Here is a 26284-nt window from a genome sequence, read left to right as displayed (position 1 = left end):
TTGTGGATAACCCGCACCACGCGCGTCCTGGGGAGGAAACGACGGCTGGCGCCGCCCCCGTGACTCACCGCCCCGCGGCGTACCCCTGCATCCCACGCGGATTGGCCGCTGCCCACAGCACGCCGCAACTGCGGTCGATGCCGACGGCGCTCAGGCGGCCGAGACTCCACGGGCCGCTCACGGTGACATCGTGTCCACGCGCGGTCAGCTCGTCGATGACCTGGTCGCCCACGCGGTCCTCGGCGATGACGCCCGCGGGCGTCCGGGTGCGCGGCCAGAACGAATCCACCAGGGCCGTGGTGTGCAGCGTCGCCGCATCGATCGCCTGCTGCGCGGTGTATCCGCCCACCAGCATCCGCAGCAGCATCGGCAGCTGCCACTGCTCCTGCTGGTCGCCGCCCGGAGTGCCGAGCGCCATCACCGGTGCGCCGTCGCGTGACACGAGCGTGGGGGTGAGCGTGGTGCGCGGCCGCATGCCCGGCCGCAGCGCGGCGGGGGACGCCTCGTCGAGCCAGGTCATCTGCACGCGGGTGCCGAGGCAGAATCCGAGTTCGGGGACCGTCGGCGACGACTGCAGCCATCCGCCCGACGGCGTGACCGCGACGATGTTGCCCCAGCGGTCGACGACGTCGATGTGGCAGGTGTCGCCTCGGGTCGCGCCGGATTTCGCGACGGTCGGCTCGCCCACGCCGGCCGGTGCGCCGTCACCGGCCGGTTCCTGATTCAGCGGCGGATAAAACGGCGCGATGCCCGGCAACGCGCCCGGCCGCCATTCTCGCGATGCCCGCTCGCCGATCTCCGCACGACGCGACGCGACGTACTCCTCCGACAGCAGGCCGGCGACGAGCGCCGGGTGCGCTGCATCGCCGAAGTAGGCGTCGCGGTCGGCCAGCGCCAGCTTCAGCGCCTCGATGATCGTATGGGCGCCCCGAGCGGTCGCGGGGTCCAGCGCCTCGTCCTCGAAGCCGTCGAGGATGCGCAGGGCCTCCAGCAGCGCGGGTCCCTGCGTCCACGCCCCCGCCTTGGCCACCACGTAGCCTCGGAAACCGGTGGTGACCGCAGGCTCGTAGCCGGCGTCGAAGGCAGCGAAGTCCTCCGGAGTGATGACGCCCGCGTGATCCGTGCCCGAGGAGTGCCGGTGCGGCCGGGCGAGAAAGTCGGATGCCGCCTGCGCGACGAGCCCGGTCTTCCACTCCCGACGCGCGGCGTCGATGCGTGCGCCGCGATCGGCGGCACCGTCGCCGGCAGCCGCGAGCCGCTCGAGCACGGCGGCGTATGCCGGATTGCGCACGAGCGACCCGGCCGCCGGCACGTCGCCGTCCGGCATCCACAGGGCCGCGGAGCTCGGCCACGCCTCGCGGAACAGCTCCGCCAGCCGCGCGATGGTGGCCGCCGCAGCGGGCAGCAGGGGGTGCCCGTCGCGGGCGTAGCCGATTGCGAACGACAGCACGTCGCCCAGTTCCCACGTGCCGTGGTCGCGCAGCAGCACGAGCCAGGCGTCCACGGCCCCGGGCACGGCGGCGGCGAGCCCCCCGGCGCCGGGCACGAGATCGAGCCCTTCGCCCCTGAAGTGGGCGATGGTCGCCCCCGCCGGCGCCGGGCCCTGCCCCATGAGGACGGTCGGCTCGGCGGCTCCCGCAGACTGGAAGATGCCGACGAGGTCACCGCCGGGGCCATTGAGGTGCGGCTCGACGATGTGCAGTACGAAACCGCCCGCCACCGCGGCGTCGAAGGCGTTGCCGCCGCGCTCGAGCACTGCCTGGGCCACGGCTGTCGCCGTGGCGTGCGTGGACGCCGCCATGCCGAAGGTGCCCTCGAGGGTGGGGCGCGTGGTGAACCCGGACGGCGGCGTGAACCTCACGCGCTCGCGCCTGCGATCCAGGCCTCGACCTCGTCGGCGGTACGCGGGATGGCGGCGGAGAGGTTCACGGGGCCGTCCTCGGTCATGAGGATGTCGTCCTCGATGCGCACGCCGATGCCGCGGTACTCCTCAGGGACGGTGACGTCGTCGATCTGGAAGTACAGACCCGGCTCGATCGTGAACACCATGCCCGGCTGCAGGATGCCGTCGTAGTACATCTCCCGACGCGCCTGCGCGCAGTCGTGCACGTCGATGCCCAGGTGGTGGCTGGTGCCGTGCACCATGTAGCGGCGGTGGTGCCCGCCGCGGTCGGCGTCGAGGGCTTCTTCGGCGGTGACCGGCAGCAGCCCCCACTCCGCGGTGCGGCGCGCGAGCACGGCGAGGGCGGTCTCGTGCAGCGTGCGGAAGGTCACGCCCGGCCGCGCCGCGGCGAAGGCGGCGTCGGCCGCTTCGCGGACGGTCTCGTAGATGCGGCGCTGGATGTCGGTGAACCGCCCCGAGACCGGCAGTGTGCGGGTGATGTCGGCGGTGTAGAGGCTGTCGACTTCGGCGCCGGCGTCGACGAGGATCAGGTCGCCCGGCAGCACGGCCCCGTCGTTGCGGGTCCAGTGCAGATAGCAGGCATGCGGGCCGGAGGCGGCGATCGTGTCGTACCCGACGGCGTTGCCGTCGCTGCGGGCGCGCTGGTGGAATACGCCCTCGACGACGCGCTCGCCACGCGGGTGCTCGATGATGCGGGGAAGGTTCGCGACGATGTCGTCGAACCCGGCGGCGGTGACGTCGACGGCCAGGCGCATCTGCGCGATCTCGTAGTCGTCCTTGATGAGGCGCAGCTCGGAGACGAACCGGGTGAGGTCGGGGTCCACGCCCACGACGAGATCGTCGTCGGATGCCGTGAACGCGTCGAGGTGGTCGGTCGCGAGGGCCAGGTCCGCAGCGACGCCCTCCAGCGCGGGGCGAGGGCCGATCCAGAACTCGCCGATCGAGGCGTCGGAGTAGAACTCCGCCGTGGTGCGGTCCGCGCGTTCGCGGAAGTACAGGGTGGCGGCGTGGCCGTCGTCGGTCGGCTCGAAGACGAGCACGGAGTCCGGCTCGCTGTCGGAGCCCCAGCCGGTGAGGTGCGAGAACGCGGAGTGCGCGCGGAAGGGGTAGTCGGTGTCGTTGGAGCGCTGCTTCATCGACCCCGCGGGAACGACCACGCGCTTTCCGGGGAACGCCGCGGACACGGCTTGGCGGCGGGCGGCGGCGTACGCGGCCTGCTCGCGTGCCTCGGGCAGCGTCGCCGGACGCTCGGCCCACCCCGTGGAGATCGTGTCGAGGAAGCCCTGGCCGTAGTTCTGACGCCGGTTCGTGGTGGTGTCGGTCTGCTGCGGTTCGGTTGCGGTCGCGTCGTTGTCGCCTGACGTGTTCATACCACCAGTCTGGCACCGCTCGGCTGAGCGGTCGCAGTCAGTCCGCCGGCTCGAGCTGCACCACGAGGGGACGGTGGTCGCTGCCGGCGTCGTCCATCGACGTCAGCACCACGGACCCGGAGACCTCCCAAGCATCCGTCGCCATCACGTGGTCGATGGGCGAGCCCACGAGGGTCGGCACCTGTGCCGGCCAGGTGCCCGCCACGCCGCTGCCGGTGAGCGCCGCGGCGTCGCGGCAGCGGCCGAGGTGCCCGCCGTCGACCCCCAGGCGCAGCATGTGGTCGAGGGTGGCGTTGAAGTCGCCGGCCATGATGACGTCATCCGCGGCGCACTGGTCGGCGAGCCACTGCAGGTCATCGCGCCAGGCCTGCATCGCGGACTGGCGGGGGGCGACCGCGTGCGCGGCCACGATGATGGGTCCTGACCCGTCGACAGGCATGGCGACGGCACTGGGCACCACCGAGGTGTTGCTCGTGCCGTCGCGCGAGGACTCGATGACGGCGTAGTCACCCATCGCGGGCGAGATGAGCAGCGTCGTGGAGTCGGCATCCCACAGCCCCCGCTCGGTGTGGTGCGCCCACATCGGATGGCCCATCTCGCGCATCGCGATCGCGACGGCTTCCCCTGTCTCGATCGTGGTCTCGGGCAGCGCGACCACGTCGGCGGCCATCGCGACCGCGGTCTTGGCGATGGTGTCGGGGGAGGTCGCGGCGCCTCCGGCGGTGTTCCAGGTCATGACCCGTACGCTCTGCTCGCCCTTGGTCGGGAGCGCCTCGGATCCGGCCCCACGCTGCACGACGGTCACTCCGGTCGCTACGGCGGCGATCGCGCACACCGCGGCGATGGACAGCGCCATAGCCCGCAACGGCCGGGCGACGGCCAGAAGCAGGGCGACGATGACACCGGCGGCGAAGGCGAGCGCCATGAGCGGACGGAACGAGACGACCTGCGCGATCGGGAACGTGCGCTCGAGCCGGAAGAACGACGGCCAGGTGAGGATCGCTGCCGCGATGGCGAACAGGACCGTCACGAGGATCCCGGTCAGTCGCAGCACGTCGCGACTCTATGACAGCTGTCTGGGAGATCGGCGGATGCCGCACCCGTCTGTCCCGCCCCTGCGCCGCTACGCTCGTGGGGTGAGTTCAGCACGGCAGAGGTTCGAGGGCCCCAGCGACCTCCACCTGCACTCGGTCTACTCCGACGGCACGGAGTCGCCCGCGGAGGCGATGCTCGCGGTGCACCGGGCGGGGGTGCGCACCGCCGCCCTGACCGACCACGACACGACCGCGGGCTGGGCGGAGGGTGCAGAGGCGGCCACGTCGCTGGGTATGACCTTCCTTCCGGGCATGGAACTCAGCGCCACTGACCGCTGGCGGAGCGTGCACGTGCTGGCCTATCTGTTCGACCCCGACGACCCGGGCCTGCGCGCCGAGACCGAACGCATCCGCCGCGCCCGGCTCGGGAGGGCGGAACGGATCGTCGAGGCGATCGGGCGCGATTACGACCTCACTTGGGCAGACGTCGTGGCCGAGACCGGCGACGGCGCGACGGTCGGCCGCCCGCACATCGCCGACGCCCTCGTCGCACGCGGCCTCGCCCGTGACCGGGCCGAGGCGTTCTCCGGCATCCTCGCCCCCACGAGCGGCTACTACGTGCCGCACTACGCCCCGGACGTCCGCGATGCGGTGCGCCTCATCGTCGCCGCGGGCGGCGTGCCCATCATCGCCCATCCGACTCCCGCCGGCCGCGACCGCATGATGCCGATGCCGCTCATCGACGAGCTCATCGCGCTCGGCCTCGGCGGGTTCGAGCTCGGGCACCGAGAGAACACCCCGGAAGGCATCGCCGTGCTGCAGGCGGTGGCCGACGAGCACGACCTCATCGTCACGGGATCCAGCGACTACCACGGCCGGGGAAAGCCCAACATGCCGGGGGAGCACACCACCAGCGACGAGATGGTGGCCCGCATCATCGCGCGCGCCACCGGCAGCGCGCCGGTCTACCCCTGAACAGGGGGAGAGGAACACGCATGCACACCGGCTCCCCGCCCGCGGTCGTGGTGATCGGCGAGGCGCTCGTCGACATCGTCCACACTCCCACGGGCACCAGGTCCAGCCCCGGCGGCAGCCCGGCCAACGTCGCTCTCGCCTTGGCCCGGCGCGGCCTTCCCGTGCGCCTGATCACCCAGTTCGCCGACGATGAGCATGGGCGGGCGGTGAGAGGGTGGCTCGACGCATCAGGGGTGAGCGTGCAGGTGGCGGGATCGCCTGCCCGTACCTCCACGGCCGCCGCCCGTCTCGGCGATGACGGCGCGGCCACCTACGACTTCGACATCACCTGGGCGCCGGCGCCGTGGCATCCCGTGGCCTCGCCCGTCGTGCACACCGGGTCCATCGCCACGGTGCTGCAGCCGGGTGCCGACACCGTCGAGAGCGCGCTGCGCGCGGCACGACAGGACTCGGCGATCACCTTCGACCCGAACATCCGCCCGTCCCTCATCACCGACCCCGACGACGTGCGGGCGCGGGTGGCGCGGCTGGTGGCTCTGTCGGACGTGGTGAAGGTCAGCGGTGAGGACCTGGACTGGCTGCACCCGGGCCGGGACCACCGTGTCGTGGCGGGGGAGTGGCTCAGCCGGGGCCCATCCGTCGTGGTCGTCACCGAGGGTGGGGCGGGCTCGTTCGCCGTCCACGCAGCCGGCGTCGCAGAGGTGCCGGCGGCACCGGTGGACGTGGTCGACACCGTCGGTGCCGGCGACACCGTCATGGCGGCGCTCATCGCCGAGATCCACGCGCCGACGGCCGCTGCGGTGCGCGCGCGGATCGCCGGCTGGGATGCCGATGACCTCACAGCCGTGCTCCGCCGGGGCGCGGATGCCGCCGGCGTCACCGTGTCGCGTCCGGGAGCCGACCCGCCGTGGCAGCACGAGCTGCCTGCCCGGTGAGGGGCGGCAGGCTCAGCTCGCGGCGGGAGCGCCCGTGCCCGAACCGCGACGACGCCGGCGCCGACGCGGAGCCGTCTTGCCGTCGTGGTGCTCTTTGCCGCCGCCGTCGTGCGTGCCGGCGCCCTCGGTCGCGCGGGCAGAGGAAGCCTCGCGGTCGGCGGAGGCCTGCGGGGCGCCACTGTCGTCACGCCGACGGCGGCGGCGACGCTCGGAGTCGCCCTCGCCGGTGGCTTCCTGCGTCTTCACCGTCTGGGTGCGGGGCGCGGTGACGATGCGTCCCTTGGTGCCGGCGGGGATGTCCAGGTCGCTGAACAGGTGCGGGCTGGACGAGTACGTCTCGACCGGCTCGGGCTGACCGAACTCGAGCGCCCGGTTGATGAGGGCCCACTTGTGCAGATCGTCCCAGTCGACGAAGGTCACCGCGATGCCGGTCTTGCCGGCGCGGCCGGTGCGGCCGGCGCGGTGCAGGTAGGTCTTCTCGTCGTCGGGGATCGTGTGGTTGATGACGTGGGTGACGTCGTCGACGTCGATGCCGCGGGCGGCGACGTCGGTGGCGATGAGCACGTCCTTCTTGCCCGCCTTGAAGGCGGCCATCGAGCGCTCGCGCGCCTCCTGGCTCATGTCTCCGTGCACCGAGGCGGTGTTGAAGCCGCGGTCGCTGAGCTCGTCGGCGAGCTTCTGCGCGGCACGCTTGGTGCGGGTGAAGACGACGGTCTTGCCGCGGCCCTCGGACTGCAGGATGCGGGCGATGATCTCGTCCTTGTCCAGTGAGTGGGCGCGGTAGACGAGGTGCTTGATGTTGGCCTGCGTCAGACCCTCGTCGGGGTCGGTGGCGCGGATGTGGATGGGGTTCGACATGAACCGCCGCGCCATCGCGACGATCGGGCCGGGCATGGTGGCCGAGAACAGCTGCGTGTGACGCACCGGCGGCACCTTCGAGAAGATCTTCTCGATGTCGGGGAGGAAGCCGAGGTCGAGCATCTTGTCGGCCTCGTCCAGCACCACCTCGGTGGCGTGCGAGAGGTCGAGCAGACGCTGGCCCGCCAGGTCGATGAGGCGGCCGGGGGTGCCCACGACGATCTGCGCGCCGGCCTTCAGCTGGTCGATCTGCCCCTCGTAGGCCTTGCCGCCGTAGATGGCCACGACGCTCGTGGAGCGGCCCGAGGTGAGCATGTCCATGTCCTCGTAGACCTGGACGCACAGCTCGCGGGTCGGCACGACGATGAGGGCCTTCACGCCGGGCTCGGGGTTCAGGCCCAGGCGCTGCACGACCGGGATGCCGAAGCCGAAGGTCTTGCCGGTGCCTGTCTTGGCCTGGCCGATGATGTCCTGGCCGGGAAGACCGAGGGGGATCGTCTGCTCCTGGATCGGAAAGGCGTCCACGATGCCGCGAGCGGCAAGGGTGTCGACGATGTCCTGATCGACGCCGAGTTCGGCGAAAGTCGTCACGATATTGAGCCTGTCTGGCGGTGAGAGTCCGCCGGGGTGAGAGTTTCCACGCCCTTCACTCAGCCGCAGGCGCGGGGCCCCGATCCGTCGCCGGGGCGGCTCCAGCCTACCGGAGATGCGGGAACGCCCCGTCGGGTGCGTATCGTGGTGTCTCGTGGCCTGGTGGAATCTCAAGCGCGCGCGGCCGGCCGCGCGTACGCTCTCGCTCCGTTCGCGCGGCGACGTCGGCAATGCCCAGCGGGTGGCATTCGAAGCCCTCGCGCCCGACATCGACACCTTCCTGGGCCAGGCCGCCTACCTCCAGCTGGGCTTCTTCGAGACTCTGAGCGAACTCATCGCCCCCACCCCCGAGCTGTCGCAGAAGGAGTCGCTGTCACTCGCCGCCGGGGCTGCGTTGCTCAAGCACCGCGGCCTCGTCGAGCTCATCCGTGGGCGCGGCGACGATGCGCTGGAGATCATGCTGCCGTTCCGCGAGCCGCTGGACGCCTTCCGTCGCGCGACGCACGGTGCGCGGCCCCTCGAGACCATGCTGTCGGTGCACATCACCGCGGGCATGCTCGACGACTTCTACCTCGCGCTGTCGTCCAGCTACGGCGAGACGGGTCGTGAAGCGGCCGCGATCCTCGGCGCCGACGACGATCGGCAGGCCCTCGTCGACATGATCGTCGCGGCGATCGACTCCGACGAGGAGTGGCGCGCGCTGCTGGCGATGTGGGGCAGGCGTCTGGTCGGCGACACCCTGCTCATCGCCCGCGCCGCGCTGCGACCGACGACACTCGACGCCGCCGATGAGCAGAAGGTCGAGCCGGTGTTCAGTAACCTGCTCGCGGCCCACTCCCGCCGCATGGGCGCGATGGGCCTGGACGCCTGAGGCTCGAGCGCCTCGGGCGAGCTTGAGACGCTCGTCAGGCCAGCTTGAGGCGCGCGCGCTCGCGGGCGTCGTGCTGCACCCGCGCGCGGGTGAGCACGGCGAGAGCGGGGAAGACCACGACGGGGGCGGCGAACGACGCGACCCAGATCCAAGGGCTCTCGATGCCGACTCCCGCCCACGTCAGCACCATCCAGACCAGTCCGCCGACAACGGCGCCCAGCATGGGGCCGACGACGGCTCCGCGGGTGTCGCGGCCGCCGACGGTGAAGTGGGCTGCCAGTCCCAGGGCGGCCCCGGCGATCAGGGCCAGAAGGATCTGCACGGTGTCAGCCGACGAAGCCGATGCGACGGGACTCCTCGGTGCCGACCTCGATGTACGCCAGCGCGGCGGTCGGGACGATGTAGGAGCTGCCCCGCGAGTCGACGAACGACAGGTGGGTGGCGCCGGAGTCCAGCGCCTGGGCGACGGTGGTCTTGAATACCTCGGCGGACTCGTTCGTCTCGAAGCCGAGCTCGCGGCCGGTGTTGACGATGCCGATGCGGATCTCCACGGGTGACTGCCTTTCCGGCCCCGGCCATCGCCGCGGGCGCAGTCCGACTCTACGACACGGGCGGGCGCCGTCGGCGGTCCGACGGGTCGCGCTCGCTGTCGGCGAACGTCGGTGGGGGCGGCTACCGTGGCTTCGATGCGACAGAGTGAACCCAGGGCACCCGAGCCCGGCTCCGATGCCGCCTTCGTCCCCGACGCCGCTCAGCGGCAGGTCCTCGCCCTTGCGCCGGAGACGTCGGCGGTGGTGGTCGGTGCGCCCGGGACCGGCAAGACCGCAACGCTCGTGGCGCGCGTGCGGGCGCTCGTCGACGCCGGCGTCGACCCCGACACGATCGTCGTGCTCACCTCGAGCCGCACGGCGGCGACGGCGCTGCGTGACCGCCTGGCACTGGCGGTGGGCCGGGCGACCGCCGGCCCGCTGGCGCGCTCGGTGGCCTCGCTGGCCTTCCAGCTCGTCCGCGCCGCGGCGGTGCACGGCGGCGGCGAGCCCCCGCAGCTGCTCACGGGCGCCGACGAGGACCAGCTGCTCCAGGACCTTCTCGCCGGTGACGCCGAAGACGAGGCCTCGGGAGCGTCCCGCTGGCCGGACTGGCTGCCCGCTCCCATCCGCGGCACGGCGGGGTTCCGCGCCGAGGTGCGCACGTTCCTCGCGGAGTGCACCACCCTCGGGGTCACGCCTGCCCGTCTCGGCGCGTTCGCCCGGCGGCTGGAGCTGCCTGCCTGGGAGTCGCTCGCATCGTTCGCGACGGAGTACGAGCGCGTCCGCGCCGACATGCGCGGGGCGCACCGAGACGCCGCCGGACTCGTGCGCGAAGCCGTCGGCATCCTGCGGACCAGCACGCCTGGCGCGGCGGTGCTCGGACCTTTCGCCGCGGTGCGGGTGCTGCTGGTCGACGACGCGCAGGAGCTGACCCTCGGCGGCGTCGAGATGCTCGAGGCATGCCGCACGCACGGCATCGCCGTCATGGCATTCGGCGACCCCGATGTCGGCTCGGGCACGTTCCGCGGCGCGTCACCGCGCAACTTCGCACGGCTGGCGGCGGCGGCCCCGCCGATCGTGCTCACCGGGGTGCACCGGGGAACCCCGGCGCAGCGGTCGCTGCTGGCGTCGGTGACCGAGCGCATCGGCGCCGTCGGGATCGTCAGTCACCGGGTGCGCCCGGCCGAGCCCGACGATCGGGTCGCGCCGCACGCCTCGGTGCGCGCCTTCACGCTGCGTTCGGCGTCGGAGGAGTTCGACGCCATCGCGCGACTGCTGCGGGAGCGGCACCTGCGCGACGGGGTGCCGTGGGACCGATGCGCCGTCATCGCCCACGACACCCGCCAGGTCTCTGCGCTCGAGGCGGAGCTGGCGGCGCGCGAGGTGCCAGCGCGCGCGAGCGGCCCCGGGCAGGCGCTGGGCGTCTTGCGCCCGGTGCGCGACCTGCTGCGGGTCGTGGAGCTGTCGGCCCGTCCGGCCGAGCAATGGACGGCCGACGACGTCACCGACGTGCTGCTGGGCGTGACCGCAGGCATGGACCCGGTCGAGCTGCGGCGGCTGCGCACGACTCTGCGGCAGACGGAGCTGGCGGCGGGGGGCGAGCGCAGCGGGCACGACCTGCTCGTGTCGGGCATGGCGCGGCCGCTGGAACTGGAGCTCATCGACACGCGAGAAGCCCGCCGGGCGGCCAGGGTGGCCGGCACGCTCGCGCTTCTGGCCGCGCAGCACGCCGCCGGCGCGACCGTGCACGAGATGCTCTGGACGGCCTGGGAACGCTCGGGGCTGCAGACCCCGTGGGCCGAGGCCGCGCACGGTCACGGACCCCTGGCGGAGCAGGCGAACCGGGACCTCGACGCGGTGGTCGCGCTCTTCCAGGCTGCGAAGCGGGCCGTCGAACGCGAGGACGGGGCTCCGCCGCTGGCGTTCGTGCGCGGCATCCTCGACAGCGACGTGGCCGAGGACCGCCTCACGGCGCCCCCGCCCGAAGCGAGCGTGCGGGTGCTGACTCCGGCCGGCTCGCTCGGGCTGGAATTCGACACGGTCGTGGTGGCGGGCGTGCAGGACGGCGTGTGGCCGAACACCCGCCTGCGGGGCAGCCTGCTGGAGACCTGGCGGCTCGCGGGAGCGGTCGAGGGCGACGACGCCACCGACGTGCTCGACCGGCGGCGGCAGGCGATGCACGACGAGCTGCGTCTGTTCGCCCGCGCGGTCTCCCGCGCGACCTCGCAGCTCATCGTCACTGCGGTCGACGACGACGACACCGGGCCCAGCGTGCTGTTCGAGCTTCTGCCCGATCCGCAGCCGGCACCGCGAGAGGCCGAGCATCCACTCACCCTGCGCGGACTCGTCGCCCTGCACCGCCGCGCGCTGACCGACCCCCGCGCACCCGCAGCGTCCCGCGCCGCCGCCGCCGGCCAGCTGGCACTCCTCGCCGATGCCGGCGTCGCGGGCGCTGACCCCGCCCAGTGGTACGGAGTGGCCGGCCCGACCACCACCGCGCCGCTGCGGGATCTCGACCGTGAGGACGTGCGGGTGTCTCCGTCGCGCCTGCAGGCGTTGGAGCAGTGCCAGCTCGACTGGGTGATCGCCGAGCTGGGCGGCGACGCGGGCGGGGCGGTCGCCGGCCTCGGCACCCTGATCCACGCCGCCCTCGAACACGGTGCCGGACTGGATGAGGAAGATCTTTGGGACATCGTGCAGCAGCGCTGGAAGGAACTCGACTTCGACGCGGCATGGCGCGACCGCGCCGAGCGCACCCGAGCGCGCGACCTCGTGCGGCGCCTGCACCGGTACCTGCGCGACGCCGAGCGTGAGGGCGTGACCCTCGTGAGCGCCGAGCCGCACTTCGAGGTGCCGATTCCGCTTGCCGATGCCGGTGAGCACAACGCGGTGCTCAGCGGCTACATCGACCGCGTCGAGATCGGGCCCGACGGATCCGTGGTGATCGTGGACCTCAAGACGGGCAAGAGCGAGCCGCAGACAGACAAGGCAGTCGCGGACAACCCCCAGCTGGCGGCATACCAGCTGGCGTTCGAGTCCGGCGCCGTGGCTGCACCCGAAGGCGCGCGCCCGGGTGGGGCGAAGCTGCTGGTGCTGCGGCCCAGCGCGGCATCCAAGGACTATGTCACCCCGCGCCAGCTGCCCTTCGACGACGACACTCGTGCCGCCTTCGTGGCGCGCGTCGTCGCGGCCGTCGACGTCATGCGCGGAACGTCCTTCGTCGCACCCTACGAGGAGCACTGCCGCGACGAGCACTCCTACGGGCTCTGCCGCATCCACACGATCGGCGCGGTGAGCTCATGACCGGTGTCATCTCCGCCCAGGCCATCGCCTCGGCGCTCGGGCAGTTCCCGCCGACGCCGGAGCAGGCGGCCGTCATCGAGTCGCCCCTGCAGCCGGGCCTCGTCGTCGCCGGCGCCGGCAGCGGCAAGACCGAGACGATGGCGGGCCGGGTGGTGTGGCTGGTCGCCAACGGCCTGGTGCGCCGCGATCAGGTGCTGGGACTGACCTTCACCCGCAAGGCCGCCGGCGAGCTGGCCGAGCGCATCCACAAGCGGCTGCAGCGCCTGGCGGAGTTCGAGAGGCGAGGGCTGCTGGCGCACCTGCCGGCCCTTCACGCCGCGGGACGCCTCGATGCCTTCGCCGACGCGCCCAACGACGCCGCGCGGCGGGCCCTTCTCGCGGGCCTCGTCGCCGCCACGGGCGCCGTACCCGACGACGCCGACGACGAGTCGCTGCTGCACCGGCCCACGGTGTCCACGTACAACAGCTTCGCCGACGCGATCGTGCGCGAGCACGCCGTGCGCATCGGCCGCGACGGTCAGGCGGCGGTGCTCAGCGACTCGGCGGCCTGGCTGCTCATGCGACGCGTCGTGCTCGCCTCCGAGGACCCGCGCCTCGAAGAGCGCGGCGAGTCGGTGCGCAGCATCATCGACGCCGCCCTGCGCATCGCCCGTGACAGCGTCGACAACCTCGTGCCCCTCACAAAGCTCGCCGCCTTCCCTGAGCGGTTCGCGGACGTGCTCGAGCGCCCCTCCGAGAACAAGCGCACGGTCGTGTACGCCGAGGTCGCACGCGCCGCCGAGAAGGTCGGTGCGCTGTCGCTGCTGGCGGAACTGGCGGCCGAGTACGACAGGCAGAAGGCGCGGCTTGGGGTCATCGACTTCTCGGATCAGGTCGCCGGCGCCCTCGAAGTCGTGCGCAGCCACGAGTCCGTGGCCGCCGAGCTGCGCGATCGGTACCGGGTCGTGTTGCTGGACGAGTACCAGGACACCTCGGTCGTGCAGACGGATCTGCTGGCCACCCTCTTCCGCGGCACCGGCGTCATGGCGGTCGGCGACCCGCACCAGTCGATCTACGGATGGCGGGGGGCGAGTGCGGGCAACCTCGGTGACTTCGCGCGCGCGTTCGCCGGTGACGGCGAGAGCGGTCGCTTCGCCCTGCGCACCAGCTGGCGCAACAGTCGGCGGGTGCTGACGGCGGCCAACGCCGTGCTCGCCCCCCTCGCGTCGACCGCCCCGGTGCCGGTCGACGAACTGCTGGCGCGCCCCGCAGCCCCCGAGGGCGACGTGCAGATCGCCTTCGACGACGACCTGGATGCCGAAACCGACCGCGTCGCGCAGTGGTTCGCCGACGTGCGCGACCGCCGCGCGGCCGCGGGGCAGGCGACCACAGGGGCGATCCTCTTCCGGAGCAAGAAGCACATGGTGCGCTTCGGCGATGCGCTCGCGCGCCGCGGCATCCCACACCGCATCCTGGGGCTCGGCGGACTGCTGTCGACGCCCGAGGTCGTCGACGTCGTCTCCGCGCTGCGGGTGATCGCCGACCCGACCGCGGGTTCTGCCCTCATCCGGCTGCTCTCCGGGCCGCGCTGGGCCATCGGCCTGGCGGACCTGCGCGCCCTGGCGGAGCTCGCCCGCCGCATCGTGCGGCACGACCATGCCCTCCGGCCACTCGCTCCCGAGGTCGCGGAGCGCCTGCGCGGTTCGGCGGGCCAGGACCAGGGTTCGCTCATCGATGCGCTCGACTTCGTGCTGCGCCACCCCGCGGACCACGGGTGGCTGGCCGGGTTCACGCCTGCGGCGCGCGAGCGGCTGCGCGAGGCCGGGGCCGTCTTCGCGGGACTGCGGCGCGCGGCGCGGCTGCCGATCCCCGAACTCGTCCGGCTCATCGAACTCGAGCTGCGGCTCGACGTCGAACTCGCCGCGAACGAGGCGCGCGGTCCCGCCCGCATCGCCTCCGAGCAGCTGCGCGCTTTCGTCGACGAGCTGCACGGCTTTCTCGCCGCCGACGAGACCGGGTCGCTCACGAGCCTGCTGGCCTGGCTCGACCACGCCGAGAAGCTCGACGAATTCGCGCCCCGCACCGAGCCGCCCGAGGACGACGTCGTGCAGCTGCTCACGATCCACGGCTCCAAGGGACTCGAATGGGATGCCGTGGCGGTGGTGCGTCTGGTGAAGGACGAGCTGCCCACCGCGGCGAAGGACACCAAGGGGTGGCTGTCGTTCGGCGTGCTGCCGTACGAGTTCCGTGGCGACGCCCCGTGGCTGCCGCGGCTGCGTTGGCACCGTGAGGACGCGCCGACGCAGCAGGGGCTGAAGACGGCCCTCGAGGACTTCGTCGCCGCGCAGCGCGCGCGCCAGCTCGAAGAGGACCGCCGACTGGCCTATGTGGCGGTCACCCGCGCGCGGGACCACCTGCTCATGACCGGCTCGAGCTGGTCGGGCACGCGCAGCGCGCGCGATCCGAGCGTCTTCCTGCTCGAGATGGCGGAGGCGCTCGGTGTCGAGCCGCCCGAACCGCAGCCCGACGAGAACCCGTACCTGGGGGAGCGCCGCCTGCTGACGTGGCCGATCGACCCGCTGGGTGCCCGCACGCACGCCGTGCACGCCGCCGCCGAGGCGGTGCGCGCCGCGCAGGCGGGAGACCGGCCCGAGCCGCATCCCGAACTCGAGCTGCTGCTGGCCGAACGGGCCGCGCGCGCCGCCGACCGGGTGCGCTCAGCACCCACCCGCATCCCGGCCTCGCGGTACAAGGACTACGTCAGCGACTTCGCCGGCACCGTGGCCGCCGTCGCGCGTCCCCTGCCGGAGCGGCCATACCGCCAGACGCGTCTGGGCACCCTCTTCCACGCCTGGGTGGAACACCGATCGGGCCTGGTCGGCGCCGGGTCGTCGACCGACGATGCGCTGTGGGAGCTCGACGACGACGCCGGCGACGGCGCTGCGCCCCTGTCCACCGACGACGCTGAGGCGATGGCGCAGCTGAAGCAAGCGTTCGCCGCCACCGAGTGGGCGCCGCTGCGCCCGATCGAGGTCGAGACCGAGATCGACTTCACCATGACCGGGCCCGACGGCCGGGAGCACGTGATCATCTGCAAGCTCGACGCCGTCTACCGCCGGGGAGAGCGCTACGAGATAGTCGACTGGAAGACCGGCCGCCCGCCGACGACCGCCGCCGAGCGCGAGCAGCGCATGGTGCAGCTGGAGCTGTACCGCGCGGCGTACCACGCCAAGCACGGGGTGCCGGTGGAGCTCATCGACGTCGCGCTCGTCTACGTCGGCGCGGGGGTCGTGCTGCGGGGGTGACCCCGCCTGCCCGCGGCGTCCGGGACGCGGCCCGGCTTCACCGCGCGACGCGCCGAACGTCGTTACTCGGTGGTGCTCCAGCGACGCAGCGCGTTGCGGGCGGCCTCGTCGCGCTCCTGCTCGTGGGCAGGGCCCGCGGAGCTGTCGTCGCGGTCGGCCTCGGCTGCGGCTGCGGCTGCGGCTGTGGCCTCGGCCGAGGTCTGGGCCGCGGCCGGCGCGGCGTCGTCCGACGAGAACAGCGAGAGCTCGAGGGGCTGGGTCGGCTGGGCCGTGGGGTCGGGGTCGCTGTCGGCGGTGTCCTGGGCGAACATCGAGAGCATCGAGGGGTCGTACGTGTCGGTCTGCATCGACGTGTCGACGATCTCACCTGTCGCATCCGACATGCGGCCCACCCTGGCCAGTGCGTCGTCGACGTCGACCGCATCGGTCGAGACGAGCGGTGTCTCCCCGACTCCATCGGCGAGGGATTGCAGCAAGGCGACCGCGTCGCTGACGACGCTCTCGCTGCCTGCGGCCTGGCCGTGCACCAGCCACTTCGCGAACTCCAGCTCGGCGTAGAGGCGTGCGCGGTCGCGCAGGCGCGCGTCGGGTGCGCGGTGGGCCCGGCCCAGGTAGCCCGCGTACACGTCCTCGGCGGCCTCCGGCGCGGATGCCAGCCACCGCAGGTCAGCCGCAGGGTCGCCCACGCTCAGGCCGTGCCAGTCCAGCAGGCCGGTGACGGTGGGGACGTCGTCGACGTCTTCGAGCAGGAAGGCGGTGGGCTCGGCCCCGCCGAGCGTCACGGCGGCCTCGAACCGCCAGAGCTCGTCCGCGGCGAGGGCCGTGCTCCATCGCCGCAGCAGGGCGAAGGGGAGCAGCCCCGTGGCCTCGGCCCGATCCAGCATCCGTTCGGCTTCGTCGCGCACCTGCGCGGGGGTGCGGGCGGGAAGGCCCGCATCGCGCACGACCGAGATGGGCAGGCCGTGGATGTCGGCGATCGCGGCGCCCAGCGACGTGGCGACGCCGCGCCCTGGGGGCACATGGGCCGCCTCGACGCGGTAGCCCGGCAGCAGGTCGGACACGAACACCCGTGAGCCGCCGAGGCCTGCTTCGCCCAGCACCTCGGGAGCGCGGAAGGGCAGCACGCCGCGCACCCCGGCCGACAGGGCCCGCAGCACGCGCACCTGGGCGACCAGCTCGTCGGCGGCCTCGGCGGAGTTGGCCACCCGCACCACCACGCGGCGGCCGTCGTCGAGGTCGGCCACCGCCGAATCGAAGCGGCCGGCGGCGCTCTCTGTCAGCTCCCCGACCCCGACGACGGCGACCCGGGGAAGGGCCGACGTGACTGACGCGGCTAAAGTGAGGGGAGAGCGTGCCATGCCCCCCAGGGTAGGTCGCGCGCGCTCCGTTCACCCCCGCGCCACGCCCGCAAGAGAGGTCCCGGATGACGGTGCCCGAGAGCCCGCACCCCGCGTCGCCCGTGCATATCGGGCTCGACCGCGCTGCGCACGAACGCGCTGTGGAAGGCCTGCTCGACGATGCCCGCGCGCGACCCGACGCCCGAGTGCTCGTGGTGCACGGTGACCGTGCGCCGCTGGCAGCGGACGGGGCCCTCCGCTGGCTGCGCCCGCACGAAGTCGGCTCCGAGGCGACCTGGGCCTTCCTCGGGCGCGACGGCGCCGGCGTGCCGCTGCTGCTCGCGGCGACCCCGGCCGACGCCGAGGCTCCCGCCATCGCCGAGACCTGGGGCGCCCTTCGCGCGGTGGGCGGTGAGCTCGGCAGCGCCGACGCCGACGCCTTCGTCGCCGCGCTGAGTCTCGGGCGGTGGCTGCTGGAGGCCCCGTTCTGCCCCGCGTGCGGCGCGGTGACCCGCGTGCACGCCGCCGGCTGGGCGCGCACGTGCCAGGGCTGCGGCCGCGAGCACTTCCCCCGCACCGACCCCGCCGTCATCGTCGCCGTCACCAGCGCGGATCGGCAGCGACTGCTGCTCGGATCCAACGCGATGTGGGCACAGCACAACCGCTACTCCACCTTCGCCGGCTTCGTCGAGGCGGGGGAGTCGCTGGAGTCCGCTGTCGAGCGTGAGGTGCATGAAGAGGCCGGCGTGCGGCTGAGCGAGCTGCGATACGGCGGGTCGCAGGCCTGGCCTTATCCGCGTTCGCTCATGCTGGGCTTCCACGCCGTGGCCGATGATGAGCAGGCGGCGCGCGCCGACGGTGACGAGATCGTGGCCGTGCGCTGGTTCACCCGTGATGAGATCGCCGAGGCCCTCGCCGGTGGTGGCGACGTGCTGCTGCCGGGCACGGCGTCGATCGCGCACCGCCTCATCACCGACTGGCTCGAGGGGCGCGCGTGAGCATCGTTCCCCTCGCCGGATTGGACGACGCGCAGCTGCAGGCGGCCACCGCCTTGCGGGGACCGGTATGCGTGCTCGCCGGTGCCGGCACGGGCAAGACCCGGGTCATCACGCACCGCATCGCCCACGGCGTCGACACCGGCGCCTACTCGCCCTCGCGCGTCATGGCGGTCACCTTCACCACCAAGGCCGCCGGAGAGCTGCGTGGCCGGCTGCGGGCGCTCGGTGTGCCGGGCGTCGCCGCCCGCACCTTCCACGCGGCGGCCCTGGCGCAGCTGAACTTCTTCTGGCCGCAGCTCGCGGGCGGCAGCGCGCCTTCGATCGTCAACGGCAAGGTGCGCGTGCTCGCCCACGCCGCAGACACACTGGGGTTCGATCCGGGGCCGATGGCGCTGCGCGACGTGGCCGCCGAGATCGAGTGGCGCAAGGTCACGATGCGCAGCATCGAGGAGTACGCCGTCGCGCGCCCGCGCGGGGTCGCGGGACTCGACCTGTCGCAGGTGGTCGACCTGCAGCGCGCGTACGAGAAGCTCAAGGACGAGCGACGCCAGCTGGACTTCGAGGACGTGCTCCTCGCGTGCGCCGGCATGATCGAGACCGAGCCGCACGTGGCCGCCGCGGTTCGCGAGCAGTACCGTCATTTCACCGTCGATGAGTTCCAGGACGTGTCGCCGGTGCAGTACCGGCTGCTGGAGCTGTGGCTGGGGGAGCGCCGCGACCTCTGCGTCGTGGGCGACGCCAGCCAGACGGTGTATTCGTTCGCCGGCGCCGACCCGCAGTTCCTGGTGGGGTTCGCCGAGCGGCATCCCGACGCGCGGGTGGTGCGACTCGAACGCAACTACCGGTCGGATGCCGCCGTGCTGGCGGTGGCCAACGAGCTCATGCGCGACCGGCCCGGCGCCCTCGCGCTGGTGTCGGCCGCCGGCGACGAGCCGGGACCCATGCCCACCGTCACGACCTACCCCGACGACGCCGCCGAGGCGGCGGGCGTCGCACGGGCGGTCGCCGCCCAGCTCGCGGCAGGCGTCGACCCCGAGAGCATCGCGGTGCTCTATCGGGCCAATTCGCAGTCCGCGCCGATCCTCACCGCCCTCGCGGAGCGGCAGATCCCCGCCACCGTGCTGGGGGGCAAGCGCTTCTTCGACCTGCCCGAGGTGCGTCAGGCGATCCTCGAGTTGCGCGCGGCGACGGTGGCGCCCCTCGACACCGCGTTCCTGCCGACGGTGCGCGACATCCTGCGTCGCGCCGGGCTGACCGACGAGCCGCCGCCGGCAGGCGGCGCGGTGCGGGATGCCTGGGAAGCGCGGGCGGCGATCCTGCGCCTTGCCGAGGAATCCCGGGAGGGAACGACCCTCCGCGCCTTCACCGACGACCTGATAGCTCGTGCGAAGGACCAGCACGAGCCCGCGCTGCGCACCGTGACCTTGGCGACCCTTCACGCCGCCAAGGGTCTGGAGTGGGACCACGTGCACCTCATCGGCATGGCCGAGGGACTGCTGCCGATCTCGTACGCGAACACCCCCGAGACGATCGACGAGGAGCGCAGGCTGGCGTACGTGGGCATCACGCGCGCCGCGCGGACACTGTCGCTGTCGTGGGCCCGGGGAACGGGACAACGGGAGCGAGCGGTGTCGCGCTTCGTGCGTGAGATCGGCACAGGCACGCTTCGTGTGGCGGATTCGCGTGCCACGTCACCCGCCCGCGGCGGCCGCGGATCGTCGCCGACCGGCCCGCGGGGTCCGGCCCGGCGCTGAGCAGCCGAACGGCGAGAGCGGCGGCGTCGTACAGCATGCCCCGCGGCGTCTCCGGTGCCGGGAGGGTGAGCAGCTGCGCGGCGATCGCGGGCCAGGCCTCGTCGGCATCCCGTCGGTGGGCGTGCGTGCACGCGGTGCAGGCGGTCACCCCCGGCACCACAGACGGCCCCACGTCAACGCGGTCATGCGCGAGCACGACCGGGAGGTGCGGGATGTCGTCGCGCATGAAGCGCGCCGTTCGCCGCGGATCGAGCACGTGCGCGGCGACCGCCACCACGGGGGCGCCGCCGCCCACGGGGAGAGCCGGCACGTCCCACCACGGCGCCGCCTCGGGCGCGGCACCGGCCTCGATGAACGCGTCGGTGAGCACCTCGGCCATGCGCGGCGGCAGATCGTGGGGCAGCTCGAGGCGCACCGGCCGGGCGGGCGGATCGTCGCCGTCGCGCAGCACCGGCGACAGCAGCAGCCGCAGCTCCGCCGCCGCCGGGGCGTCGGCGCCGAACGCCCGCGCGCAGGCGTCGTAGGCGCTGGCGGGGATGCCGTTGACCAGCGCCGCCACCATGCGCTCCTGCCAGGGCGCCAGGTGGTCGATGACCGCGAGGGGCTCGGTGCCGAACTGCAGGCTCGTGGCGCTGCGCCACAGCGGCGGATGGCGGGGATCGAGGTGAAGCATGACCCGATTGTGCGCCGGTGCGTCGTCCGCCGTCCCCGCTGTCCACAGATCGCGCCCGCCCGCGGCCGCCTGAGCGGCCTGGGGAGGAGGAGACGAGAAAGCTCAGACGGGCCGAGGTCCTTCGGGATCGTCGCCGGGTGTGCCGTCGTCGTCCGTCGCCCCGTCACCGGCGGCGGGCGTCTCGCCGTCGTCCGCGGCGGCGTCGTCCGACGCCGCCTGGTTCAGCAGCGCCTCGAGGGCGTCGTCCATCGCGTCGCGCTGGGGCTCGTCGCCGCGCGCCCGAGCCTGCAGGCGTGCCACGAGCGCCGCGGGGTCGTCGATGTCTTCGGCCGTGGGCATGAGGTCGGGGTAGTCCCACAGGCTGTCGCGGTCGCCCGCGCCCACCGCCTCGGTGACGGCGCGCCACATCGCTGCGGCCTCGCGGAGACGCCGGGGGCGCACCTCGAGGCCCACGAGCGACCCGAGGGCCTGCTCTGCAGGTCCGCCCACCGCGCGGCGGCGACGCACGACCTCGGCGATGCGATCGGCCTCGGGAAGTCGGGCGGTGGCGGCGTCCGTCACGACGTCGACCCAGCCTTCGATGAGGGCGAGCAGATTCTCGAGCCGCGCCAGCGCCGCCGTCTGGGCCTCGGAGCGCTGGGGAAGCAGCGCGCCGCTCTCGAGCGCCTGACGCAGCTCCTCGGGCTGTGACGGGTCGAACCGCGAGGCGAGGTCCTCCAGGGCGCTGGTGTCGACGTGGATGCCGCGGGCGAATTCGGTCACCTGGGAGATGACGTGCAGCCGCAGCCACCGGGCGTGGCGGAACAGGCGCGCGTGGGCGAGCTCGCGCGTGGCCAGGTACAGCGCGAGCTGGTCGTCGGCGATGCCGAGGTCGCGGCCGAAGTCGGCGAAGTTCTGCGGCAGGATCGCCGCCTCGCCGGCGGGCATGACCGGAAGGCCCACGTCGCCGCCGCTGACGACCTCGGTCGACAGTCGCCCGACGACGGCGCCCAGCTGCGCGGCGAACAGCGAACCGCCCACGGTGCGCATGAGCTTGCCTGCGCCCTGTACGACGGACCGCATCTCTTCTGGCACCTGTTCGTCGAGGGCCGCGGTGAGCGCGTCGGCGATGCTGAGGGCGACGGGCTCCGCGAGTTCCTGCCAGACGGGCAGGGTGGCTTCGACCCACCCGCCACGGGTGAGGGTGCGCGGCGGCTGGGAGAGCTCCGAGATCGTCGTGGCCTCGCTCAGCCACAGGTTCGCCAGTGCGAACGCCTCGCCGAGGTCGGTGCGCTCACCGCTGCTGATGCCGAGACCGCCCTGGTTGGCGATGTGCAGGGCCTGGCGCTTGGCGAGGTCCCACGAGATGCCGTCCGACGGGGCCTGCGAGAACGCGCTCTGCATCTGCTGCATCATCGCGGCCATCATCGCGGGGTCGATCCCCATGCCCGACAGGCGCGAGAGCTGTTCCGGGTCGATCGCCCCCGGCTGGCCCCCCAAGAGCCGACGCAGCAGTTCCTGGAAATCATCCTCGGGGGAGCGGTCTTCGCCGTCGGCCATGTCAGGCGCCTTTCAGCAGGTAGGGGGTGTCCCGCTCTACGCTAGTGGCACCCCTCCCTCGCACCACCCGGCTGGTTTTCGCCGGTCGCGAACGACCTGGCACAGAAAGGCCCGCCGTTGGCCCTCTTCGATGAGAACGTCACCCTCGTCCCGGCACCGCGCCGTCGGCTGCCGCGGGGTGCGGTGGCGGGCATCTGGTCACTCGTCGTGGCGCTCGTGGTTCTGCTTGTGCTGACGTTCCTTCCCACCGCGTACGTCATCCAGCAGCCGGGGCCGGTGTACGACACCCTCGGCACGGCGCGCACGGGCGACGGCGAGGAGGTGCCGCTCATCTCGGTCGAAGGTGCCGAGACCTATCCCACCGCCGGCACGCTCGACCTGCTGACGGTGCAGGTGCGAGGCAACCGCGAGCACCCCATTTCGTGGTTCGAGCTGGCGCTGGCCTGGTTCGACCGCACCCGCGCCGTCGTCCCCATCGACGAGGTGTTCCCCGCAGGTCAGACGACCGAGCAGCGCAACGAGGAGAGTTCGGCCATGATGGTCGACTCCCAGCAGGAGGCTACGGCCGCTGCCCTGAGCGAACTCGGCTACGACGTCGGCGCGCAGCTGACGGTGTACTCGCTGACCGACGACTCCGCCGCGAGCGGCGCCGTGGAGACGGGCGATGTCATCGTCGCCGTCGAGGGGCGGAGTGTCGCCGACGCCTCTGAGGTGCGGGCGATCGTCGCGGAGCGCGCCGGCGAGCCGGTGACCCTGACCGTGGAACGCGAGGGGACGGCCCGCGACGTGACGGTGACGCCGCGAGAGGAAGAGGCCGACGGCGAGACGGTGTGGCTCTTGGGGGTCACCCTGATGCAGGAGTACGACTTTCCGCTGGACATCACCATCCAGCTCGACAACGTCGGCGGCCCGAGCGCGGGCATGATGTTCGCCCTCGGGATCATGGACGTGCTGACCCCGGGCGAGCTCAACGGCGGCGCCGATGTGGCCGGCACCGGCACGATCACCGGAACCGGCGACATCGGCCCGATCGGCGGTATCCGCCAGAAGATGTGGGGGGCCGAGGATGCCGGAGCGGACATCTTCCTCGCCCCCGCGGCGAACTGCGGCGAGGTGGTCGGCTACATCCCCGACGGGCTGCAGGTCTTCGCCGTGACGACGCTCGACGACGCGCTCGAGGTGCTCGAGACGGTGCGCGACGACGGGGATCTGACGGCCCTGGCGTCGTGCGAATCGTGACCTGAGCAGGTCTCGGCATCTCCTCGGCATCCCGTCGGAGCAGGGGCGCCTAGGATTAGGGGGTGACCACGACCTCACCGCCGAACCAGGCCACGCCCAGCACCTCACGCCGCGCAATAACGATCACGCTCGCGATCATCGCGGCGCTCGTGGTCGCGTTCTTCGCGTTCTCCAACCTCTACGCCGATTGGCTCTGGTACGAGCAGCTCGGCTTCGACAGCGTTCTCGTCACGCAGTGGACCGCGCGGGTGACGATGTTCCTCATCGGGTTCTTCGCGATGGCGGTGCCGGTGTGGATCGCGATCCAGCTCGCCTATCGCCTCCGACCGGTTTACGCACGGCTCAGCTCGCAGCTGGACCGGTACCAGGAAGTCGTCGAGCCGCTCCGTCGCCTGGCGATGTGGGGCATCCCCATCTTCTTCGGCTTCTTCGCCGGCTTCGCCGCGTCGTCGCAGTGGGAGACGACGTGGCTGTGGCTCAATGGCGTCGCCACCGACGTGACGGACCCGGAGTTCGGCCTCGACACCGGCTTCTACCTCTTCGCGATGCCGTTCTACACGGCCGTAGTCGGGTTCGTGTCGGCGGTGCTGCTGGTGTGCCTGCTGGTCACGGCCGTCGTGTCGTATCTCTATGGATCCGTGCGCGTGGGGCAGCGGGAGCTGCGCATCTCCAAGTCGGCGCGCATCCAGCTCGCCATCCTCGCCGGACTCTACCTGCTCGTGCAGGCGGCGAGCCTGTGGCTGGATCGCTACCGCAACCTCGTGCAGGACAGTGACCGCATCACCGGCGCCAGCTACATCGACGTCAACGCGATCATCCCCGGTCAGGCGATCCTCGCCGTCATCGCCGCGCTCGTCGCGGTGCTGTTCTTCGTCACCGCCATCATCGGCCGGTGGCGCTACCCCCTGATCGCGACCGCGCTGCTGATCGTGTCCTCCCTCGTGGTGGGCGTCGCCTACCCGTGGTTCGTGTTCAACGTGCAGGTGCGGCCGAACCAGCAGACGCTGGAGATGCCGTACTTCGAGCGCAACCTCGAGGCCACGAAGGCCGCCTACGGCATCGACGCCCTCGAGCGCACCGACTTCGAGGCCGTCACCGACGTCGAGCCCGGGCAGCTGCGCGAGGACGCCGATACCACGGCATCCATCCGCATCATGGACCCGGCGATCATCAACCCGACGGTGCGCCAGATCGAGCAGTACCGCTCGTACTACCAGTTCACCGACCCGCTCGACGTGGACCGCTACCAGATCGACGGACAGTCGCAGGACACCGTCGTGTCGGTGCGCGAGCTCAACCTCGCCCAGCTCGGAAACGCGGCGTCGTGGTACAACACGACCCTCGTCTACACGCACGGCTACGGCCTCGTCGCCGCCAAGGGCAACGAGCGCACCGCCGACGGCAACCCGGTGTTCATCGAGCGCGGCATCCCCGTCACCGGTGAGCTCTCCGACCTCGGCGACGGCTTCGAGCCCCGCGTCTACTTCGGCGAGTACTCGCCGACGTACTCCATCGTCGGCGCCCCCGCCGACCGTGCCCCGATCGAGCTGGACTACCCCAGCGGCGAAGACGGCGCCAACGAGACCAAGACGACCTTCGAGGGCGACGGTGGCCCGAGCGTGGGCAATATGTTCAACCGCCTCATCTACGCCCTGAAGTTCCAGGCGACGGACCTGCTCTTCTCCGACGCCATCAACGAGGACTCGCAGATCCTCTACGACCGCGATCCGCTGAGCCGCGTGGAGAAGGCCGCACCGTACCTGGAGCTCGACAACGACCCGTACCCGAGCGTCGTGGACGGCCGGATCGTCTGGATCGTCGACGGCTATACCCTCAGCGCCAACTACCCGTACTCGAGCACGGTGAGCCTGAGCGACGCGATCTCGGATACGACCAACCCCACCCCGACGGTGGCGCTGGACAACATCAACTACATCCGCAACTCGGTCAAGGCCACCGTCGACGCCTACGACGGGTCGGTCACCCTCTACGCGTGGGACACCGAGGACCCGCTGCTGCAGGCGTGGCAGAACGTCTACCCGTCGACGCTCCAGCCCATCAGCGAGATGTCCGGCGAGTTGATGAGCCACGTGCGCTACCCGACCGACCTGTTCAAGGTGCAGCGGGCCATGCTCGGCAACTACCACGTCGAGGACGCGCAGTCGCTTTACCAGCGTGACAACGCGTGGAAGACGCCGAACGACCCGCAGGAAGACTCACAGCTGCAGCCGCCGTACTACCTGACGATGCAGATGCCTGGTCAGGAGGCTCCCGCCTACTCGATGTTCACCACCTTCATCCCCGGTGGTGAGGACACCCGCAACGTGCTCATGGGCTACCTCGCGGTGGACTCCGACGCCGGTGCGGAGGCGGGCTCGAAGGCCGAGGACTACGGCAAGCTCCGCATGCTGATCGTGGATGCCGAGACTCCCGTGCCCGGTCCCGGACAGGTGCAGAACACGTTCAACGCCGACCCCGGCGTGTCGTCGTTCGTCAACATCCTGCAGCAGGGACAGTCCCAGGTGCTCAACGGCAACCTGCTGACGCTGCCTGTCGGCGGCGGTCTGCTCTACGTGCAGCCGGTGTTCGTGCAGTCCTCTGGTGCCACCAAGCTGCCGACCCTGCAGAAGGTGCTGGTCGGCTTCGGCGACGAGGTCGCGTTCGAAGACACGCTGCAGGACGCGCTCGACGTGCTGTTCGGCGGCGACTCCGGCGCGGTGACCGGTGACGAAGGCGTGACGCCGACCGATCCGATCGACCCGGACGCCCCGGTGGATCCGGACGCCCCGGTGGTCACCCCGGTCGTGCCCGGCGACGAATACCAGGCGGCGCTCGATTCGGCGCGGGACGCGATCGCCGCTCGCCAGGCGGCCCTGCAGGCCGGTGACCTCACGGCCTTCGCCGAGGCCGACAAGGATCTGACCGCGGCGGTCGAGACGCTGCTGCGGCTGAGCGAGCAGGGTGAGACCGGCACCGGGGGCGAGTGAGCCGGCGCGTCGCGGACGCGTGATCTGACGAGAAGGCCTCCGGGTGGAGTGGGCGCACAGCGCACCGGCTCCACCCGGAGGCCTTCCTCTTACCCGGGCGGGA

General features: G+C 72.3%; 17 protein-coding genes. 9 read left to right on the top strand and 8 right to left on the bottom strand.

Features of this window, described 5'->3' with window-relative positions:
- Positions 1–64: 64 nt before the first annotated feature.
- Genes QNO21_RS08040 through QNO21_RS08030 form a run of 3 tightly spaced genes read right to left on the bottom strand, consistent with a single transcriptional unit; the run spans position 65 to position 4327 of the window.
- Positions 65–1861, bottom strand: coding sequence for a gamma-glutamyltransferase family protein (locus tag QNO21_RS08040; RefSeq protein WP_257519176.1), 1797 nt, complete (start codon positions 1859–1861; stop codon positions 65–67).
- Positions 1858–3273, bottom strand: a complete 1416-nt coding sequence (locus QNO21_RS08035; RefSeq protein ID WP_257519175.1) for an aminopeptidase P family protein — start codon at positions 3271–3273, stop codon at positions 1858–1860. The genes QNO21_RS08040 and QNO21_RS08035 overlap by 4 nt, the downstream gene beginning before the upstream one ends.
- A 37-nt stretch (positions 3274–3310) precedes the next feature.
- Entirely contained in the window at positions 3311–4327 is a 1017-nt protein-coding gene (locus tag QNO21_RS08030; protein ID WP_257519174.1) for an endonuclease/exonuclease/phosphatase family protein, read from the bottom strand.
- A gap of 82 nt (positions 4328–4409) precedes the next feature.
- On the opposite strand from QNO21_RS08030, the gene QNO21_RS08025 reads away from it, so the two are divergent.
- Both QNO21_RS08025 and QNO21_RS08020 read left to right on the top strand, forming a co-directional pair.
- Complete coding sequence (locus QNO21_RS08025) at positions 4410–5282, top strand: PHP domain-containing protein (RefSeq protein ID WP_257519173.1); 873 nt, start codon at positions 4410–4412, stop codon at positions 5280–5282.
- Between the two features lie 20 nt (positions 5283–5302).
- Positions 5303–6217, top strand: a complete 915-nt coding sequence (locus QNO21_RS08020; RefSeq protein WP_257519172.1) for a carbohydrate kinase family protein — start codon at positions 5303–5305, stop codon at positions 6215–6217.
- A 12-nt stretch (positions 6218–6229) separates the two neighbouring features.
- Here the strand turns inward: QNO21_RS08020 and QNO21_RS08015 are convergent, their stop codons facing one another.
- Positions 6230–7666: a DEAD/DEAH box helicase gene (locus QNO21_RS08015; protein WP_257519171.1), complete on the bottom strand. Its 1437-nt coding sequence runs from the start codon at positions 7664–7666 to the stop codon at positions 6230–6232.
- 154 nt (positions 7667–7820) lie between these two features.
- Here QNO21_RS08015 and QNO21_RS08010 point away from each other — a divergent pair, with 154 nt between their 5' ends.
- Complete coding sequence (locus QNO21_RS08010) at positions 7821–8537, top strand: ferritin-like fold-containing protein (protein ID WP_257516694.1); 717 nt, start codon at positions 7821–7823, stop codon at positions 8535–8537.
- A 34-nt stretch (positions 8538–8571) separates the two neighbouring features.
- Here the strand turns inward: QNO21_RS08010 and QNO21_RS08005 are convergent, their stop codons facing one another.
- Both QNO21_RS08005 and QNO21_RS08000 read right to left on the bottom strand, forming a co-directional pair.
- Positions 8572–8859 carry a hypothetical protein gene (locus tag QNO21_RS08005; protein ID WP_257519170.1) on the bottom strand — a complete coding sequence of 96 codons (288 nt, stop codon included), beginning with the start codon at positions 8857–8859 and terminating at the stop codon, positions 8572–8574.
- A gap of 4 nt (positions 8860–8863) precedes the next feature.
- Positions 8864–9088: a DUF3107 domain-containing protein gene (locus tag QNO21_RS08000; protein WP_257519169.1), complete on the bottom strand. Its 225-nt coding sequence runs from the start codon at positions 9086–9088 to the stop codon at positions 8864–8866.
- A 135-nt stretch (positions 9089–9223) separates the two neighbouring features.
- Here QNO21_RS08000 and QNO21_RS07995 point away from each other — a divergent pair, with 135 nt between their 5' ends.
- Both QNO21_RS07995 and QNO21_RS07990 read left to right on the top strand, forming a co-directional pair.
- On the top strand, positions 9224–12370 hold the full coding sequence (locus QNO21_RS07995) for an ATP-dependent helicase (RefSeq protein WP_257519168.1): 3147 nt from the start codon (positions 9224–9226) through the stop codon (positions 12368–12370).
- Positions 12367–15654, top strand: coding sequence for an ATP-dependent helicase (locus QNO21_RS07990; protein WP_257519167.1), 3288 nt, complete (start codon positions 12367–12369; stop codon positions 15652–15654). Before QNO21_RS07995 ends, QNO21_RS07990 begins: the two co-directional genes overlap by 4 nt.
- 62 nt (positions 15655–15716) lie before the next feature.
- On the opposite strand, the gene QNO21_RS07985 is transcribed toward QNO21_RS07990, so the two are convergent.
- A complete protein-coding gene (locus QNO21_RS07985; protein ID WP_257519166.1) occupies positions 15717–17012 on the bottom strand; it encodes a phosphotransferase in 1296 nt (431 codons plus the stop codon).
- A gap of 65 nt (positions 17013–17077) precedes the next feature.
- Here QNO21_RS07985 and nudC point away from each other — a divergent pair, with 65 nt between their 5' ends.
- Together nudC and QNO21_RS07975 are read left to right on the top strand one after the other, a co-directional pair.
- Positions 17078–17989 carry an NAD(+) diphosphatase gene (nudC, locus tag QNO21_RS07980; RefSeq protein WP_257519165.1) on the top strand — a complete coding sequence of 304 codons (912 nt, stop codon included), beginning with the start codon at positions 17078–17080 and terminating at the stop codon, positions 17987–17989.
- Positions 17986–19743, top strand: coding sequence for an ATP-dependent helicase (locus tag QNO21_RS07975; protein WP_257516804.1), 1758 nt, complete (start codon positions 17986–17988; stop codon positions 19741–19743). Before nudC ends, QNO21_RS07975 begins: the two co-directional genes overlap by 4 nt.
- A gap of 775 nt (positions 19744–20518) precedes the next feature.
- On the opposite strand, the gene QNO21_RS07970 is transcribed toward QNO21_RS07975, so the two are convergent.
- Positions 20519–21955, bottom strand: a complete 1437-nt coding sequence (locus tag QNO21_RS07970) for a zinc-dependent metalloprotease (protein WP_257519164.1) — start codon at positions 21953–21955, stop codon at positions 20519–20521.
- A 117-nt stretch (positions 21956–22072) separates the two neighbouring features.
- Here QNO21_RS07970 and QNO21_RS07965 point away from each other — a divergent pair, with 117 nt between their 5' ends.
- Together QNO21_RS07965 and QNO21_RS07960 are read left to right on the top strand one after the other, a co-directional pair.
- Positions 22073–23194, top strand: a complete 1122-nt coding sequence (locus tag QNO21_RS07965; protein WP_257519163.1) for a YlbL family protein — start codon at positions 22073–22075, stop codon at positions 23192–23194.
- Between the two features lie 62 nt (positions 23195–23256).
- The gene (locus QNO21_RS07960; RefSeq protein ID WP_257519162.1) at positions 23257–26181 is read left to right on the top strand and encodes a UPF0182 family membrane protein; all 2925 of its coding nucleotides are present in this window, start codon (positions 23257–23259) and stop codon (positions 26179–26181) included.
- Positions 26182–26284: the final 103 nt, after the last annotated feature.

Origin of the sequence: Microbacterium sp. zg-Y818, from assembly GCF_030246905.1 — a bacterium.
GTDB lineage: Bacteria > Actinomycetota > Actinomycetes > Actinomycetales > Microbacteriaceae > Microbacterium.
This window is presented reverse-complemented; position numbering and strand designations above follow the sequence as displayed.

Bases quoted from the DNA above. Each gene is read 5' to 3' on its own strand.
- QNO21_RS08035 (WP_257519175.1), bottom strand. From the start codon at position 3,273: ATGAACACGTCAGGCGACAACGACGCGACCGCAACCGAACCGCAGCAG.
- QNO21_RS08020 (WP_257519172.1), top strand. From the start codon at position 5,303: ATGCACACCGGCTCCCCGCCCGCGGTCGTGGTGATCGGCGAGGCGCTC.
- QNO21_RS07995 (WP_257519168.1), top strand. From the start codon at position 9,224: ATGCGACAGAGTGAACCCAGGGCACCCGAGCCCGGCTCCGATGCCGCC.
- QNO21_RS07990 (WP_257519167.1), top strand. From the start codon at position 12,367: ATGACCGGTGTCATCTCCGCCCAGGCCATCGCCTCGGCGCTCGGGCAG.
- QNO21_RS07985 (WP_257519166.1), bottom strand. From the start codon at position 17,012: ATGGCACGCTCTCCCCTCACTTTAGCCGCGTCAGTCACGTCGGCCCTT.
- nudC (WP_257519165.1), top strand. From the start codon at position 17,078: ATGACGGTGCCCGAGAGCCCGCACCCCGCGTCGCCCGTGCATATCGGG.
- QNO21_RS07970 (WP_257519164.1), bottom strand. From the start codon at position 21,955: ATGGCCGACGGCGAAGACCGCTCCCCCGAGGATGATTTCCAGGAACTG.